This window comes from Lawsonibacter sp. OA9 (assembly GCF_022440585.1).
In genome coordinates, this window is record NZ_JAKNTI010000022.1 from 135,957 (window position 1) to 153,023 (window position 17,067).

At 57.0% G+C, this 17,067-nt stretch carries 13 protein-coding genes; 6 read left to right on the top strand and 7 right to left on the bottom strand.

Annotated elements, in window-relative coordinates; genetic code table 11:
- Positions 1 to 35 precede the first annotated feature (35 nt).
- The gene (locus MCG44_RS01670) at positions 36 to 3,227 is read right to left on the bottom strand and encodes an S-layer homology domain-containing protein (RefSeq protein ID WP_186852891.1); all 3,192 of its coding nucleotides are present in this window, start codon (positions 3,225 to 3,227) and stop codon (positions 36 to 38) included.
- Positions 3,228 to 3,681: 454 nt separating this feature from the next.
- Between MCG44_RS01670 and MCG44_RS01675 the strand changes: the two genes are divergently transcribed.
- Positions 3,682 to 5,277, top strand: coding sequence for an ABC-F family ATP-binding cassette domain-containing protein (locus MCG44_RS01675; protein WP_240286464.1), 1,596 nt, complete (start codon positions 3,682 to 3,684; stop codon positions 5,275 to 5,277).
- Positions 5,278 to 5,336: 59 nt separating this feature from the next.
- On the opposite strand, the gene MCG44_RS01680 is transcribed toward MCG44_RS01675, so the two are convergent.
- Positions 5,337 to 6,032 (bottom strand): YjjG family noncanonical pyrimidine nucleotidase, encoded by a 696-nt coding sequence (locus MCG44_RS01680; RefSeq protein ID WP_147572377.1) that lies wholly within the window; start codon positions 6,030 to 6,032, stop codon positions 5,337 to 5,339.
- Positions 6,033 to 6,380: 348 nt separating this feature from the next.
- On the opposite strand from MCG44_RS01680, the gene MCG44_RS01685 reads away from it, so the two are divergent.
- The 5 genes from MCG44_RS01685 (at position 6,381) to MCG44_RS01705 (ending at position 12,552) form a co-directional block, all read left to right on the top strand.
- A complete protein-coding gene (locus MCG44_RS01685) occupies positions 6,381 to 8,072 on the top strand; it encodes a Na/Pi cotransporter family protein (protein ID WP_240286466.1) in 1,692 nt (563 codons plus the stop codon).
- A gap of 81 nt (positions 8,073 to 8,153) precedes the next feature.
- The gene (locus MCG44_RS01690; protein WP_147572379.1) at positions 8,154 to 9,167 is read left to right on the top strand and encodes an alpha-hydroxy-acid oxidizing protein; all 1,014 of its coding nucleotides are present in this window, start codon (positions 8,154 to 8,156) and stop codon (positions 9,165 to 9,167) included.
- Positions 9,168 to 9,275: 108 nt separating this feature from the next.
- Positions 9,276 to 9,782: an RNA polymerase sigma factor gene (locus MCG44_RS01695; RefSeq protein ID WP_240286467.1), complete on the top strand. Its 507-nt coding sequence runs from the start codon at positions 9,276 to 9,278 to the stop codon at positions 9,780 to 9,782.
- The gene (locus tag MCG44_RS01700) at positions 9,779 to 11,245 is read left to right on the top strand and encodes a hypothetical protein (RefSeq protein ID WP_240286469.1); all 1,467 of its coding nucleotides are present in this window, start codon (positions 9,779 to 9,781) and stop codon (positions 11,243 to 11,245) included. Before MCG44_RS01695 ends, MCG44_RS01700 begins: the two co-directional genes overlap by 4 nt.
- 374 nt (positions 11,246 to 11,619) lie before the next feature.
- Entirely contained in the window at positions 11,620 to 12,552 is a 933-nt protein-coding gene (locus MCG44_RS01705) for an LCP family protein (RefSeq protein ID WP_240286472.1), read from the top strand.
- A 41-nt stretch (positions 12,553 to 12,593) separates the two neighbouring features.
- Here MCG44_RS01705 and MCG44_RS01710 read toward each other — a convergent pair whose 3' ends face one another.
- From MCG44_RS01710 to MCG44_RS01730, 5 genes are all read right to left on the bottom strand, one after another.
- A complete protein-coding gene (locus tag MCG44_RS01710; RefSeq protein ID WP_186852880.1) occupies positions 12,594 to 12,836 on the bottom strand; it encodes a hypothetical protein in 243 nt (80 codons plus the stop codon).
- Between the two features lie 53 nt (positions 12,837 to 12,889).
- Entirely contained in the window at positions 12,890 to 13,393 is a 504-nt protein-coding gene (locus MCG44_RS01715; RefSeq protein ID WP_240286474.1) for an NUDIX hydrolase, read from the bottom strand.
- A gap of 136 nt (positions 13,394 to 13,529) precedes the next feature.
- Complete coding sequence (locus MCG44_RS01720) at positions 13,530 to 14,774, bottom strand: S1C family serine protease (protein WP_147572385.1); 1,245 nt, start codon at positions 14,772 to 14,774, stop codon at positions 13,530 to 13,532.
- 30 nt (positions 14,775 to 14,804) lie between these two features.
- Positions 14,805 to 16,232, bottom strand: coding sequence for a sensor histidine kinase (locus MCG44_RS01725; RefSeq protein WP_147572386.1), 1,428 nt, complete (start codon positions 16,230 to 16,232; stop codon positions 14,805 to 14,807).
- A gap of 50 nt (positions 16,233 to 16,282) precedes the next feature.
- Complete coding sequence (locus tag MCG44_RS01730; protein ID WP_147572387.1) at positions 16,283 to 16,975, bottom strand: response regulator transcription factor; 693 nt, start codon at positions 16,973 to 16,975, stop codon at positions 16,283 to 16,285.
- Between the last annotated feature and the right edge of the window lie 92 nt (positions 16,976 to 17,067).

Genomic DNA, 17,067 nt, shown 5'->3' on the forward strand with positions numbered 1-17,067 from the left:
CTCAATGCGATCATTCCCGTTTCCGGGTAATAATCTTACTTGAACTGAATGGTCACATTGGCGGTAACATTGTCCACGGAGAGGCTATTAAAGTTGGTAAAGGTAGCACCGGCGGAGTTGTCACTGTCAAATTCCACGGTCTTGCCCATCTCAGCCTCATAGGTTACCTTAAAGCTGCTGCCAGCGGCAACACTCTTGAAGGTCTCGGTAGCACCCTTGGCAACTACCTTGGTTTCATCACCGATGGTGACCTGAATGGCGGAAGTAGAAGAAGTATTCTTAACGGAAACGGTCTTCATATCCGCAGACTTCACAGCCACATATACAGGATTGGCATTGCCGTTAGCATTGCTAGCAGTAATGCGGGTCACGATAACCTCGTTGGCAGCACCACCAATCGTGTAAGTGGGAGTGTTGGGGTATTCGGCGACAAAATCGCCACCCTTATAGTCGCCGTCTACATCATAGGCAGAGGTAGTAGCATTGGCGATGGTTGCGTTGACTGTGACGCTGGTGCCAGTACCGAGGACAGTAGCGTGAGCCACGGCGTCAGCGATGGTGGCATAGCCAGTTACGGCATTACCGTTCACAGTAACATTGCTGATGGAAGGAACAGAGGTGGGACGCCCAGTAGCGGCGGTCACAGTGACATACAGCTCTTCCAGCTCGGAGCCGTTCTTCTCAGTGGCCTTCAGCTCGTAGTTGTAAGTCACATTGTAGTCCTTGACCCGGTCGCTCAGCTCCTTGGCGGTGACGATCTGGGCCTCGTAATCGGCGCTCTTGTCCTTGTTCATCGCGTTGGCGGACTTCAGGACCACCAGAGTGATCTTGCAGTTGTCAGCCAGGGTGTAGCCCTTGGAGCCAACAGTCAGGGTGCCGGCGCTGTAAGACAGGCCATTGCTCACACCGTCAGCGGCGATGAACTTCTCGCCAGCGCCAGTGGGCATGGGCAGAATGGTAGTGATCTCGTCGTCGCTGTTGGTGCGGGCCTTGTAATAAGCGGAGTAGAGAGTGCTGGTGCCCAGAACCTGGCTGTCAGCCTTGACGATCTCTTCCTTGCCGTCCACCAGTACCTTGTAGGTGTAGTAGATCTCGTTGTCGGTGGTCTTGTGCTGGCCGTCGTACTTCACGAAGTAGACCATCGTGGAGTCCTCGCCGCCGGAGATGGAGGAGGAACCAGTGACATTGATGAACACATAGGCAGCGTAGCTGTTGCTGGTCTTGTAAACGGCGTTCACAGTAGCAGCACCAGCAGCCTTGCCGCCGGCAGCAGCCTTCAGAACGACATCGGGCAGGTTCTTGACGCCGGTGTAGTAGGTGACCTCGTCGCCGTCGTCCACCACGATGATGGTGTCGTTGTTGGCCTTGATGGCAGCGCCGTTCAGACCAGTGGCGGAAGCACCGTTAGCCAGGAAGTTGACCTCGTTGTTATAGGCAACATCGGTCTGGCCGGGATGAGCGTAGCCAATCTTGGAGGTGCTGTACTTAGCCTCGATGGCGTACAGGCTGTACTCATCGTTGCTGTTCTTGCTGTAGGTGTACCAGCCGGCCTTGGCAGTCTTGTCGCCTCCGGGGATCATATTGGCCTTGTTGGAGTCGCCCATCAGGTCCTTGATGGTGATATCGTCGGTGGTGCCGTCGGTGAAGTAGGCGTGGCCCACGACCTTGCCGTTGGACAGGCCGGAGGGCTGAGCGAACTCAGAAACGAACACATAGTTGGAGGACACAACGGCCTCGTCCACAGCGATGACATAGCCATAGGCGTCCAGAACCACAGCGGCGGTCTGGCCCACGGTGTACTGGGTGTTCTGCTCGCCGGTCTTGGCGGTGGTCAGGGAGTACTTATAGGTGGTGCCGTCGATGATGACGGAATCCTGGATCTTATAGCCGTCCACAGAGCCGGTCAGGACCTCAGCCTTGGCCACGGTCTGAACATCGTAGGTGCCGTTAGCCTGCTTGGCGGCGGTGATCAGCAGATAGTCGTCGGCCTTGACATCCTTGACATCAAAGTCGTCCTGCTCCAGAGTGCGGTTGTCCAGAGTGATCTCGGTGTCGCCGGCGGAAACCACATCCACAGACTCCTTGCTGGTGTTATAGTCGGTGGAAGCCTGGAACACATAGGTGTTGATGGACACGATGGTGACCTTCTTGGCGCTGGTGTCCACATAGACCTCGGTCAGCATACCGTTGCCGGAGCCGTTGACCTTGGTGGTGTTGTTCTTGTCAACGAAGTTGCCGATATTGGCAGTGACCTGGCCGCCCTCGCCGTCGATGTAGTTGTACAGAGCGTAGGTGCCGTCCTCCAGGTCGTCAGCAGTGCTCTTGCCCACCACGGAGTAGATGTTGGCGGCGGTGACCTTCTTGGTGTAGACGGCGTCGGCCTTGTCGGTGAAGGTGCCGATGGTGTCGTTGACATACTTCCACTCGGTAGCGGGACGCTGGAAGTCGTCAGCGGCCTCGTCGTTCATCTGCAGGTCGCCGGAGTACAGATCCTCACCCAGCTGGACGGAGAAGCGGGCGGCGTTGCCGTCGGCCTTCTCGTTGGTGATCTTGCCGTACTTCTTGTCGGTGCTGGTCCGGGCGTCATAGACAGCCTTGGTGACCCAATTGCCCTTGCCGTCGGTGGTCACATCGTGGTCAACGATCTCGACCATCTCGGCCTTCAGGGCGTTCAGCACCAGCTGAGCCACCTCGTTGCGGGTCAGAGCGTCCCGTGCGGCGGTGTCAACACCGTCGAACAGGTCAATCTTGGAGCCCTGAGCGACAGTGGCGACCAGCCAATCCTGGCCGAAGTCACCGGCCTCCTGGAAATAGCCCAGAGCCTTCAGCAGCATCAGAGCGGCCTGGCCAGTAGTGACGGAGTCGCTGCCGCCGAAGGTCTTGGCATCGTAGCCGGCGATGATGCCGTTGGTGTAACAGGCAGCCACATAGGGCTCGGCCCAGGAGGGCACGTCGCTGAAGGGCGCAGTGCCCTTGTAGCTGGACACGGTGTAGTCCAGCAGGTTGGACATGACCACGGCCATCTCATTACGGGTGACGTTGGCGTCGGGGTTGAAGTTGCCGTTCTCGTCGCCGGTCATAACACCGACGGCCTGGAGAACTTCGATGGCTTCCTGATTCTGCTCGGAAGACACATCGACGTAGCTCGCGCCGGTGCCGACTACCATCAGGCCCATGACCATGACGGAAGCCAGAGCCAGGCTAAGAGCCCGTTTCAGGTTTCTCATTCGGGATTCCTCCTTAAATTTTTTCGGGGACTTTTCTGACAAAATCCCCATTTTTTCGAGGCTTTGAGGACTTTTTATGGCATCAGCCCTGTATAACGCCCCTTGCACAGCAAAAAAGGTGAGGAAAACCCGCTAAGAGCAAATAAAAAAGGGTGCTTTTTCAAAGAAAAAGTGCCCTTGGTAGACATCTGGTAGACACCCAGAAAATGGAAAAGCGGGAAAGCCCTGTTTCCCAGCACTTTCCCGCTTTTTTTGGTAGACATTTGGTAGACCAATGAGAAAAAAGTGTGCGTCGGCGGCAAAAGAGCATTTTAGGCCTTTTCGGTCAGGTATCACAGTTGTCCCCACAATCAGCCTACGATTTCGATCAAAAAGGTGCTATCTTTTTTGGAGCGCATATGTTAAGATGATATACGGATAATTTTGACGATTTGGAAAAGGAGCAGAAGACGACATGATCACTGTCACCGATTTAAGCCTGAATTACAGCGGCACCCCGCTGTTTTCTCACGTGGACTTGCAATTCCTCCGGGGCAACTGTTATGGCATCATCGGGGCCAACGGCGCTGGCAAGTCTACCTTTCTCAAGATTCTGTCCGGTGAACTGGACTCCACATCCGGAGAAGTAAATATCCTGCCCAATATCCGTATGTCTGTCCTCAAGCAGGACCAGAATGCTTATGACGCCTACAACGTAATGGACACCGTAATCATGGGCAACCAGCGACTGTACGACATCGGCAAGGAGAAGGAGGCCCTCTACGCCAAAGAGGAGATGACCGACGAGGACGGTATGCTGGCCTGCCAGTTGGAGGAGGAGTACGCCGAGCTGGGGGGCTGGGAGGCGGAATCAGACGCCAGCCGCATCCTCCAGGGGCTGGGTATCGGTACGGAGCTGCACTACAACGACATGGCCACTCTGGACCCCCGGCTGAAGGTGAAGGTGCTGCTGGCCCAGGCCCTGTTTGGTAATCCCGATCTGCTGATGATGGACGAGCCCACCAACAACCTGGACATTGACGCGGTCAACTGGTTGGAAGACTTCCTGCTGGACTTTGAAGGCACGGTTATTGTGGTATCCCATGACCGCCATTTCCTGAACACTGTATGTACCCACATCGTGGACATCGACTATAACAAGATTAAGATGTATGTGGGCAACTACGACTTCTGGTATGAGTCCTCCCAGCTGGTGCAGCAGCTGATTAAGAATCAAAACAAGCGCAACGAGGAGAAGATCAAGGAGCTGCAGGACTTCATCTCCCGCTTCTCCGCCAACAAGTCCAAAAGCAAGCAGGCCACCGCACGACGGAAGCTGCTGGATAAGCTGACGGTGGAGGAGATGCCTGCCTCTTCCCGCCGTTATCCCTGGGTGGCCTTCTCTCCCGACCGAGAGGTGGGCAAGGATATCCTCTTTGTCACCGACGTATCCAAGACCATTGACGGGGGAAAGGTGCTGGACAAGGTGTCCTTCATCGTAGGCCACGGGGACAAGATCGCCTTTGTGGGCGACAACGAGAACGCCCACACCGCCCTGTTCAAGATCCTGGCCGGAGAAATGGAGCCAGACGAGGGCACTGTGAAGTGGGGACAGACCGCCACTTTCTCCTACTTCCCCAAGGATAACACCCCCTACTTCCAGGACAACGACGACAACCTGGTCCAGTGGCTGCGCCAGTTCTCCCCCGATCCCCAGGAGCAGTACCTCCGGGGCTTCCTGGGCCGGATGCTCTTCTCCGGGGACGAGGTATACAAGCCGGTGAAGGTCCTCTCCGGCGGTGAGAAGGTGCGCTGTATGCTGTCCCGGATGATGCTCTCTGGGGCCAACGTCCTCCTGCTGGACCAGCCCACCAACCACCTGGACCTGGAGTCCATCGCCGCCCTGAACAAGGGACTGGAGGCCGTGAAATGCAACGTGCTTGTAGCCTCCCACGACCACCAGCTCATCCAAACGGTATGTAACCGAGTCTTTGACTTCACTGCCGATGGAAAGCTCATCGACCGGAAGACCACCTATGACGAGTATCTGGAGAGCCAGAAGGCCGAGTAAGATTTTTCGCAACAGCCAGAGAGAAGAACCGCTCATGGGAGTCCATGAGCGGCTCTTTTTTACAGGGACAACGTCAGAATCTCTCTCACCTGGTTCAAGTCCTGGATGTGGTAGTGGACCGTGAGTCCCTGGGGCAGAGGGCGGTCCTCTGGGTCGTACCAGCAGCACAGAATACCGGCGTTATTGCCCCCCTGAATATCGCTGGTCAGAGAATCCCCCACGATCAGGACCTCCTCTGGGGCGATGGGGCCGACATGGTTAAATACCGCCCGGAAAAAATCTGGGCTGGGCTTTTCGGCCCCTACCTGCTCAGAGATGAACACCCCGTCAAACAGCCGGATGAGCCCTGACTTGTCCAGCTTCCGCTGCTGGGCGACGGCAGTGCCATTGGTAACGGCATACTGCCTGACCTGGCCCTTCAGGTCCCTGACCAGCTCATAGCCGTGATCCCGAAAGACCACGGTTTCTCCCAGCTGAATCTGATAGGCGTGGTTAAACCCCTCGATATCGGAGAACTCGATGCCCTCTGACTGGAAAAACTCCTGGAAGCGGCCGGACAGTACCTGGGGCTTGGTCAACTCTCCCCGCTCCAGGGCATTCCAATATTTCTGGTTGATAGACGAGTATCGGGCCAGCATATCGTCAGGGCATTCCCCCAGGCCGAAGCGGATAAAGCAGGCCCGGATCGCCGCCTTCTCTGCCAAGCCGAAATCCAGCAGTGTGCCGTCGATATCCCATAAAATGACTTGGATCATCCTGAGATCCCCCTCCATTTGGATATATGGTATGGATACCATGATATCGGTCCCGCAAAAAAAGTCAAGAAAATTCTTGCCTATGGCATACTCAAAAAGGATGCGTCTCTTTTTCGTAAAGAAATGTTAAACCTGTGTTAAATCTGTTGACGGTTGACACGGGGGATTTTATAATAAATACTGCCAAAAATTGAAAGACTAAGAGGAAATCGTCATGATGCAGCCAGCCGACTGGTACCAGATCAGCGGAGGAAGAGGATATGAGGCATGACCTGCTCCTGAACATTCAGGCGCGGGCTGTGTCTTTTTTCTTGCCGGGAAGGGCTGCGAGAGAAAGGGAAGAAAGAGATGGGCATTTCAGAAATATTGGGGCTGCTGGGCGGCTTGGCATTGTTTTTGCATGGGATGCAGATGATGAGTTCCGGCCTGGAGGCTGCCGCCGGCGCACGGATGAAGAGTATTCTGGAGCGGCTTACCGCCAACCGCTTTTTGGGCGTGCTGGTGGGTGCGGCCATCACCGCTGTCATCCAGTCCTCCTCCGCTACCACAGTGATGGTGGTAGGCTTTGTAAACGCCGGGATGATGACTCTGGGCCAGGCGGTCTGGATCATCATGGGCGCCAACATTGGTACCACGGTTACCGGCCTGCTCATTGCCCTGGATGTGGGTGAGCTGGCCCCTATGTTTGCCTTTGTGGGCGTGGTGCTGATGGTCTTTATCAAGGAGCCGAAGCTCCAGCACATCGGCCAGATCCTGGCCGGGTTGGGCGTGTTGTTTATCGGAATGGGCATGATGAGCTCCTCCATGTCTCCATTGCGGGATTCCGAACCCTTTATCCGTATCATGTCCACCTTCTCTAATCCTCTGTTGGGAATCCTGGCCGGCGCGGCCTTTACTGCCGTCATCCAGTCCTCCTCCGCCTCGGTGGGTATCCTCCAGGCTCTGGCCAGCAGCGGCGTGATCAGCTATGCCAGCTCAGTTTTTGTCCTGTTCGGTCAGAACATCGGCACCTGTATCACCGCCGTGCTGGCAGCCATCGGTACCAACCGGAATGCCAAGCGGGCTACTCTTATCCACTTGATGTTCAACCTGATTGGCACCGCGATCTTTACCACTCTGTTTGTTCTCTTTCCTATCGCTGCCGTGGTAGAAGGCACCTTAGTTCTTCCGGGTGAGGTGGGCAGGACCTTGTCCCATCTGATCCCCACTGACCCCATGGCTCAGATCGCCATGACCCATACTGTCTTTAACATCACGACTACCCTGGTCCTGCTTCCTCTGGGCAATTATCTGGCCAAGCTGGCTATCCGCATCCTACCCGACCAGGCTGTGGAGACCGAAGGCCAGGAGAGCATGACCCTGGCCTATCTCACCCCCATCCAAGCCGGAGGCAAAGAGGGCGGCCTGGGTGTATCTGCCATTGTCATCGATCAACTGCGCAACGAGCTCAACCGGATGCTGTCCATGGCACGGGACAACGTGGCGGACAGCTTCCGGGCCGTACTGGCCCGGGATCAGGAGCAGCTGGTCCAGGTGGAGCAGCGGGAGGAGTATATCGACTTTTTGAACCGGGAGATCTCCCGCTATGTGTCTCACCTGATTTCTATTGAAACCAACGAGCAAGGCTCCGCTGTGGTCAGCAGCTTCTTCACCATCTCTGGCAACATCGAGCGTATTGGCGACCACGCGGACAATCTGGCTGGCTATACCCGGATGCTGGTGGGCAAAAATATCTCCTTCTCCGAAACAGCCCAGAGTGAGATCAGTGCTATGCGTGACATCTCTCTGGAGGCCATCTCCGCCCTGCTCCACTACCAGGCCGGTCAGCCCCAGTGGCTGTCCGAGGTGGCCCAGATGGAGCAGAAGATCGATGATATGACCGACAGCTTCCGCCGCGGTCAGCTGCAGCGAATGAAGGAGGGCACCTGCAACCAGGAGGCATGCATCCTCTACTCCGAGCTGCTCACCGACTTTGAACGCATTGGCGACCATGTGCTCAACATCGCAGAGGAGCTGACCAAGGCCCAGACCGGCCTGTAATTACGGACCCCTTCCACTTTTTCTTGACGAATGACCGGGAGAACGGTATGATTGGGAGAGAAAAGTGAGGAGGGGTTTTTTATGACCTATCAAGAGATACTGGAGGCAGCCCGCACCTGCAGCGGCCCATACTGTAAAGCCTGCCCCGTATGCAATGGCCGGGCCTGTAAGAATACCATGCCGGGCCCCGGAGCAAAGGGCAGCGGCACTGTGGCCATCCGAAACTACGAGGCATGGCAGGACATCTGTCTGAATATGGATACCATCACAGTCAACCAGCCGGTAGACACTAGCTATACCTTTTTCGGCCAGAGGTATGAGCTGCCTGTCTTTGCCGGCCCAGTGGGCGCGGTCAAGCTCCACTACGGGGACAAGCTCACCGACTTGGCCTACAACGACATCCTGGTCCCCGGCTGTGCCCAGGCGGGGATCGCCGCCTTTACCGGAGATGGGGCAGACCCGGAGGTCTTTGCCGGGGCCGCCAAGGCCATTGGACAGAACGGCGGGAAAGGGATCCCCACTGTCAAGCCCTGGGACCGGGATACCATTTTTGCCAAGCTGGATGACGCCAAGGCCTCCGGCGCCAAAGTATTTGCCATGGACATCGACGCTGCGGGACTGCCCTTCCTGAAGGGGTTGACCCCGCCGGCGGGCTCCAAGACGGTGGCAGAGCTTCGAGAGATCATCGACTATGCGGGCGTGCCCTTTCTCATCAAGGGTGTCATGACCGTCAAGGGAGCCAGAAAAGCCCTGGAGGCGGGCGCCGCTGGTATTGTGGTGTCCAACCATGGAGGACGTGTGCTGGATGGAGTTCCCGCCACCGCGGCCGTCCTGCCTGCCATTGCGGATGCGGTAAAAGGCCAGATGACAGTCCTGGTGGACGGCGGCATCCGCACTGGCGTGGATGTGTGCAAGGCGCTGGCCCTGGGGGCTGACGCGGTCATTCTGGCCCGGCCCTATGTCACCGCGGTCTACGGCGGTGGGATTGAGGGCGTCAAGGCGCTGACGCGGAAGCTGAAGGGAGAGCTGGAGGACACCATGGCCATGTGCGGTGTCCACTCCCTGGCTGAGATCAGCCGGGATATTATCTTTTAAAAACAGTGTGGGAGCCGCCCGATGGGCGGCTCTTTTTTCAAATATTTTTACCGCCGTGCAGCAAAATGCCCTGTTAAAACGTCTAAATTTACGAAAGGAGGTGGCCCTATGCCCCATATATCCAACCGGCCGGTGGATTGGGAAGCCCTAGTCACAGACAACGAAAACCGCCTGTACCGGGCAGCGCTGGCCATTCTGGGTGATTCTCAGGAGGCGGAGGACGCGGTGCAGGATGCCTTTCTGGTATTTTTGGAAAAAGCCCCGGCGGACCTGGATCGTCCGGACGCCTGGCTGATGCGGGTGCTGGTCAACGGCTGTAAGAGCCGCCTTAGACTCGCTTGGCGGCGGGTGGGCCCCCTGCCGGACACGCTGCCCGCCCCCGCCCTGGAGGAGAGGGCAGAGCTGGAGGAGCTGTTTTCTCTCCCCCCGGAGGACCGAACGGTCATCCATCTTTTCTACTATGCGGGATACTCCACTCGGGAGATTGCCCATATGACCAGACAGCGGCCGGGCACAGTCCGCTCCCGTCTGACCAGAGCCAGACAGAGGCTGAAGAAGCTGCTGGAGTCAGAAGAGGACTGCAAAGGCGGACAACGAAAGGGAGAATTTGAATGAAATATTACAAATCGTATCTTGAACGGCAGGAAATTTCCCAGGAAACCCATAAACGGCTCCTGGCCCTGGGAGAAAATAGTCTGTCAACAGGCCGGGCAGCCCCCAGTCGGACAAGGTGGGGACACAGGTGGGGGGCGTTGGCGGCCTGCTGTGCCTTGGCCCTGGGACTGGGCGTGTGGCATTTGGCCCAACCAGCCCCGCCAGGGGGACAGACGGCTGCCGACGCCATCTATCCAGGGATCAAAGACACCTACGGCCCTGGGGAGGAACCCCCGTCTGGGTTCACTGTGGCAGAGGGGCCTGACGGAGAAAAAATGATGCTGCCATGTATTCCCTATGTGAACTACCAGAGGGTGGACGGAGAATTGGCGGCGGACGCCGCCCCGGCCCGGTATCTGATAGAGGGTTCTTTCTCCCAGGAACTGACAAAAGAGCAGATCCAAAGGACCTTTTGGGGGCCGGAGGGCAAGCCGGAAGTAGAAAACCCAAAAAACGATTCAGGAGACCTGCCCTGGATGCTGTTTTGGCAGGGCTACACACTCACTGGCTCGGCCCTGTACGACAGGAGCGGGAGCCTGCTGTGGCTGAATATTTGGGGGGAAAATGAGGAGACGGACAGTTCTTTTACCTTGACCTTGCGGCCGGGGGAGCTGCCCCTCCAGTGCGGTCTTTACTCCGATGTAGAGAGTACCGATGTGATGGGGACCCCGGTCACCGGCTGGAGCCGAGAAGAAGGCGGCCTTTATACCTGCTGCAGCGAGTTCATGGCCGGAGAGGTGGGCGTCCGGTTTGAAAATTCAGGTGGAATTTTTGGTTCGGAATATGGAGAGAGCGCCTCGCTGGTCCAGGGAGGCGCACAGATGTTCAATGCCCTGCTGGTGCGGCAGGCCCTGTCCCAGGACGGCGGCCTGTACCTGGACCACCTGCTGAAGGCGGAGGAGGTGCCGGAGTGGCGGGCGGCGGAATTTTCCTCCCTGGAGGATGCCCGGCAGGAGGTGGATTTCGTCTCCTATCTTCCTGCGGAAGATCTCTCCGGCTATGACGAGTTCTACAGCAGGATGACCTACCAGGAGGGCAGCGAGCACACACTGTACCTGCGTTGGAGCTGGGGATATGACGATGTGACTATCCGGGTGGAGCTGCCCGAGGGAGATTCGGAGTGGGGAAATCTGGTGGATACGGCCCGGCCAGAAACCTACGATGTGCGCCTGTACTCCATCCCCTGGGCGGACAGTGTGCCGGAAGAATACTACGACGCCTTCCATTCCCCAGTGTTCCGGGCAGTGGACATGAGCCGGGAGATAGTGGAAGCCAGGGCCTATACCCTGGCTGACCAGGGGGATCCCGACGGCCCCCGTGTGAGCTTTTCCGTCCTCCATGATGACGGAGCCCTGGTGACCTACTCCTGCAAGGGGCTTTCCATAGACCAGGTATGGGCGCTGGTGGAGGAAACATTGGTGTGAACTCCGGGTCGATTCAGTAGGCGGATGCCTGCCTGTATGCCCCGACCGCGCTCTGTCAAAGTTTTGGGGCGGGGCTGGAAAAATTTAATTTTTTATGAATACACCTCTTTCCCCCTTGTCGAAGGCAGACGAAACCGCTATACTGAAAGGGTATTCGCACGGGAAGGGGGAGGATCGCCCTGGAAGAAAAATATGTCAGCGTATCCCGCCAGGGTGGTGCTCGCCGGACAGCACCCAGGCGGGAGCCGGCCCGTCCCCAGCGCCGGGGAGGGCCGCCCAGGAAAGGCAGCGGGCACAAATCCTTATTCTGGGGATTTTATAAATTCCTGGTTTTTCTCTCCGCTGTAATCGTAGCCGTCTATGTGGGCTGGACAATGACCATCAAGCCGCCCCCAATCCAGACCCCTGATCCGACCCCCGTGATCAACGGGGGGCAGGAGGATGGGAGCGGAGATACCGATATTAGCACGCCTCAGGGGCCCCAGCGCCGGGAGCTGGTGTATAATTTCGTCCTACTGGGCAAAGACGTGGACAGTGGCAACACGGACAGCATCATCGTGGTCAGCTTTGACATTCCAAATCGGAAAGTGGGAATGATCTCCATCCCGCGGGACACGGCGGTGGAGCGGACCTGGCGCAAAAATCCCAAAATTAACGGGGCTTTCTACGGGGCAGGGCCGGACGTATTGAAGGAAGAGATCGAGCACACCTTTGGCATCCCCATTGACTACTACGTTCTGGTGGACTTGGAGGGCTTTATAGCCCTGGTGGATGAGCTGGGCGGCGTAGAACTGGATATCCCCTTAGATATGAACTACGATGACCCATACCAGAATCTGCATATTCATTTTACCAAGGGGGTCCACAAGGTGGACGGGCAGGGCGCCATGGAGGCGGTCCGCTACCGCCACGACAATGAGGACAGTCCCAATTATAGGGCTAACCAGTGGTACAGTGATGTACAGCGGGGGGAGATGCAGCGGCAGCTGCTGACCCAACTGGCCAAGAAGGTGGTGTCCTGGAACTCAGTCACAAGGGTAACAGAATTTATCAAGATTTTCCAGACCTATGTTAAAACGGACCTGGAACTGGAGGAAATGATCTACTTTGCTACCCAGGCCCTCCAGGTAGATCTCTCCACTGGGATCCGCCAGGACACGCTAAAGGGGGACGGCACCAAGACCTATAAGGGCTTTTCATACTGCTTCCTCTACCAGGCGGAGGATATCCTGCCAACGCTCAATGAGCTGGTCAATCCCTACGACACCCCTCTGACCGAGGCGGATCTCCACCTGCCCCAGTCATAAGAGATAAAAAGAGAGCGGATACAGAAGTATCCGCTCTCTTTTTACGGCTCAGTCCCCAGGGTCTGAATCAGCAGATTGCGTAGGGAGATGGCGCTCTGCCGGTTCATTACGATGGAGGCCACATAGTCAGCGGCGGGCGTGGAGATATTCTCCATCCCTTTTGGTGTGACGGTCATGGCGGTCTCCATATATTTATAGGCGATATCCAAGGTGACCTCCAGGACCTCTCCGTCCTTGTCCGACACCTTGCGGATACCAAAGGTATTGGCGTATTCAGGCTTCATGCTCAACCCTCCTTTCTGTCTTGGAAACAAGGACTCGTGCAGGGCACGCACCCTCATTCTGAGTAGCTAAGTTCCCCACCCATAGGCCCTCCCTTCAGATGCCGGCCATTCAGAACGGCCTCCACCAGCTTGTCCCCCACATAGCTCAACTTCAGGGAAAAGAAGGGGGCGTCCTGGTCTAAAAGGTCGAGAAAGATGTGGTCCCCATCCCAAAGGGGGAGCTCCTTTAGCCTGGCTTTGGGGACCCACTCTAGATCCCCCTCGTCGCACTCCTTCAGCTCACCTGTCCAGCTGTGGACAGTAAACAGGTGCATATACTCAGTGGGCCAGCGGTCGGAGAGGAATGTGACGAGTCCGCGGTAGCGGTAGCCTGTCGCGGTAAGGCCGGTCTCCTCCCGTATCTCCCGCAAGGCACAGTCCTCCGGGCTCTCCTTGTCCTCGAACTTGCCTCCTACACCGATCCACTTGTCCTGATTCAGATCGTTTTCCTTTTTGACCCGGTGGAGCATGAGGTATTCCTCGCCCCGCTGGAGATAGCACAGGGTGGTATTGATCATACGATCCCTCTTTTCTCTCAAAGTATACCATGATGTCCGGTCTAGGGCAACCAAAAACTAAGAACATGAGAAGGCCGGCCCTCACCAGGGAGGTATTCTCCCGTGTAAGCGCCGGCTGGACAACCCCGCTGAAGGGTCATCTGTTGTCTTCCTGCGGGTCTACCAGAGCCACATCTACTGTGTAGCTCTGTCCATCCCGGAGATAGGTCAGGGATACCGTATCGCCCAGCCCCAGGGACTGCTTCAGCCGGGTCAGATCCTGGGTGCTGGTGATGGTCTGGCCGTTGGCGGCCAATAGGATATCGCCGGGGCGGATGCCCTTGGCGTAGGCGTCGCTGGATGGGGTCACATCCATGATCTCCAGGCCCCCGCCCTCTGCGGGAAAGGTGTACACAGTAAAGCCGAAGACTCCGGTGTGGATGACCTGTCCGTCGATTAGCCGGTCCACCACATATTTCACCCGCGTGGTGGGGATAGCGAAGCCCAGTGCCTCGGCAGAGCCGTCCTCCGTGACGATCTTAATGGTGGTCACCCCCACCACCTGGCCATATTGGTTGATAAGGGCGCCGCCGGAGTTGCCAAAGTTGATAGCCGCGCTGGTCTGGATCAACACCATGGTTGTGCCATCTACCTCTACCTCCCGGTCCAGGGCGGAGATGATGCCGTCCGTAATGGTGGAGCGGTAGCCCAGCGGGTCCCCGATGGCGGCGACCGGATCGCCGATGCGCAGCGCGGCGGAGTCCCCAAACTCCGCCGGAGTCAGTCCGGAGGCATCCACCTTCAACACCGCTAAGTCCTCATCCGCGTCGAATCCTACCAGGCTGGCCTGTAAAACGCTGTTGTTCGACAGGGCGACCCGGACCTCGTCAGCGCCAGCTACTACATGGGCATTGGTGATGATATAGCCGTCTTCCGTCATGATGATGCCTGTACCTGTTCCATATTCCGACTGGCTCTGGGACTCGATGGACACGATGGAGGGGGCGTTCTTCTCATAGATCTGGGTATAGGTCAGCGCCGGTCCGGCAGCTGCCTGGAGCGGAAGGGTCACCCCGGTCCCCGTGGGCGCCTGCCGGATGTTCGGCGGGTCAGTGCTGTATTCCTCCTGCTGGGCCCACCAGTCCTCCCCTGGGCTTGCGGGCAGATAACCCGGCCCGCTCAAAGAGAAGGACAGGTGGCGCCCCAGCACAACAGTAAGCAGACACAGGGCAAGGACCAAAATGGCCAGCCCAGTGATCCAAGGCCACTTTCTCCTCCTCTTTCTGGGGCGCAGGACGGGAATCCCCGCTGCTGGGACAGGGATGTAGGGCAGGTTGGGCACCGGCTGGCTGGGCTGTTCCCAGGGGCCGCCCTGCCAGAGACCGTCATGTTTGTTGTCCATAAACTCCCTCCAAACCGGGATGTCCGAATGTCAGGCCAACGTCAGGGTAAAGGTAAACTGAGTGACGCCGTCCTCGCTGGTCGCTGTGATAGTCTCCTTTAGGTTGCCCAAAATCGTCTTGACGATATACAACCCCAGCCCCACACCCTCCCGGTCCATGGAGCGGGAGTAGTCTGCCTTGTGGAATCGCTCAAAGAGGAGGGGCAGTTCATCCTTGGGGATCGTAGAGCCCAGATTCCGGATGGTGGTGTAAGCCTTCCCATCCTTCTTTGTGATCTGGACAGTGATAGCAGTACCGGCGGCGGCAAACTTCGCCGCGTTGTCCAAAAGATTATAGCAGACCTGGGTGATGGAATCCGGGTCCCCCCAGACCATTAGCTTCTCGTCGGGCATCTGGACGTCTACATCCAAATTCCGGCCGGTGATCTTGCTCTCCAGGCTAATGATAACCTGGGACACCACCTCGGTGAGGTCGAACTGCTCCTGGGCGGTGACGGTGTTCTCTGTCAGGGCGTTGAGCCGAGCCAGATCCAGCATCCGCCGGACTAACCGGGACAATCGCCTGGTTTCAGATACCACGATTTGTAGAGATTCCTTCTCCCGTTCGGGCGGGATGGTCCCGTCCAGGATTCCCTCGGCAAAGCCGGAGATGGTGGTCATGGGGGTCTTCAGTTCGTGGGATACATTGGCAATAAATTCTGATCGCTGGCTCTCGACCTTGGCCAGGGAGTTGGCCATGGTATTGAACGCCTCAGCCAGGGTGCTGATCTCATCACACCGCCCCTCATAGCTGGTGACCCGGACATCAAACTCTCCACGGCCAAATTTTCGGGCTGCCTCGGCCATCTCGTTTAGAGGCCGGGCCTGGTGGGCGGAAAAGAGGGAGCTGGCGACGAAGGCAATCAGCAGCACCACCACAGCGGTAAAAAAGAAAATGGTGGCGGTGGCCGACCACATCTCCGCCAGGCTGGAGGCGTCGGCAGACACCAGCACCAGCCCCTGGGTGACTGACAGGTTATTCAAGCTGACGGTAATAGGCAGGCTGGCCAGATAGCGCCGCTCCGGGAAGATTCCGCCCAGACTGGTCATACCGGCATAAGAGCCCCGTTCCAGCACCTGGGACACCACTGACTCAGGGACTTTGCTGTTTTCATACGCATAAAAATTGACGCCGTCCGTAGCATAGATGATCTCGCCATCCGGGGCGGCTACAATCACATAAGAATCTGAGATCAGGGCGATGGAGGCGACATAGTTCTGGAACGGCTCACTGCGAAGCTGCTGATAAAAGGAGGAGGCAAACATAGCGATATAGCCGGCATTGCGTTCCATCGCGTCCCGTTTCTCTGAAATGATATAGCGGTAAGAGAGCATCATAAAGGCGGTGGACAGAAGAGTAAAGGACAGCGCGACGATCCCCACCATCATAGCTAGCTGACGTTTATATAACGAACGCAAAGGCTTCACCTCCTTAGGCAGTTTGTCATATCCATCCGATGTCAGCGGGTTCAGGCATTTCCGCCCACCTCAAATTTATAACCCACACCCCAAACAGTCTTCAGCCGCCACTGGTCACTGACATTCTCCAGCTTTTCCCGAAGCCGCTTGATATGGACGTCCACAGTCCGGCTGTCACCGAAATAATCGAAGCCCCATACCTCATCCAGAAGCTGGTTTCGGGTAAATACCCGGTTGGGAGCAGAGGCCAGATGGAACAACAGCTCCAATTCCTTGGGGGGCGTATCCACCCGCTGGCCGTCTACCAACAGCTCATAGGAGTCCAGGTTGATGACCAGCTTATCGAAGGTCAGCTTTTTGCTGGTCTGCTCTTCCTCCCCCATGGTACGGCGCAGAACGGCATGAATACGGGCCAGCACCTCTTTCATCTCGAAGGGTTTGACAATGTAGTCATCGGCGCCCTGCTCCAGACCTGTGACCTTGTCCTCCGTTTCGCCCTTTGCGGTGAGCATAATAACAGGGGTCTTATCCCCCTCCCGAATCTTCTTCAGCACAGACCAGCCGTCCATAATGGGGAGCATAATATCCAGAAGCACTAGATCGGGCTGAAAGGAGCGAAACAGCTCTACACCCTTACCGCCATCCTGGGCTACCTGGGTTTCGAACCCCTCTTTCTCCAGATAGAGGTGGAGCAGCTCGGCGATGTTGCCATCATCCTCCACGATCAAAACCTTCTTTGGCATAGCCGTACCCTCTTTTCTCAATGTAATTTGTGTATGGGATACCTTTATTATAGCGCGAAACCCCAGTGTTAGGTGAATAATTTGTAAATTGC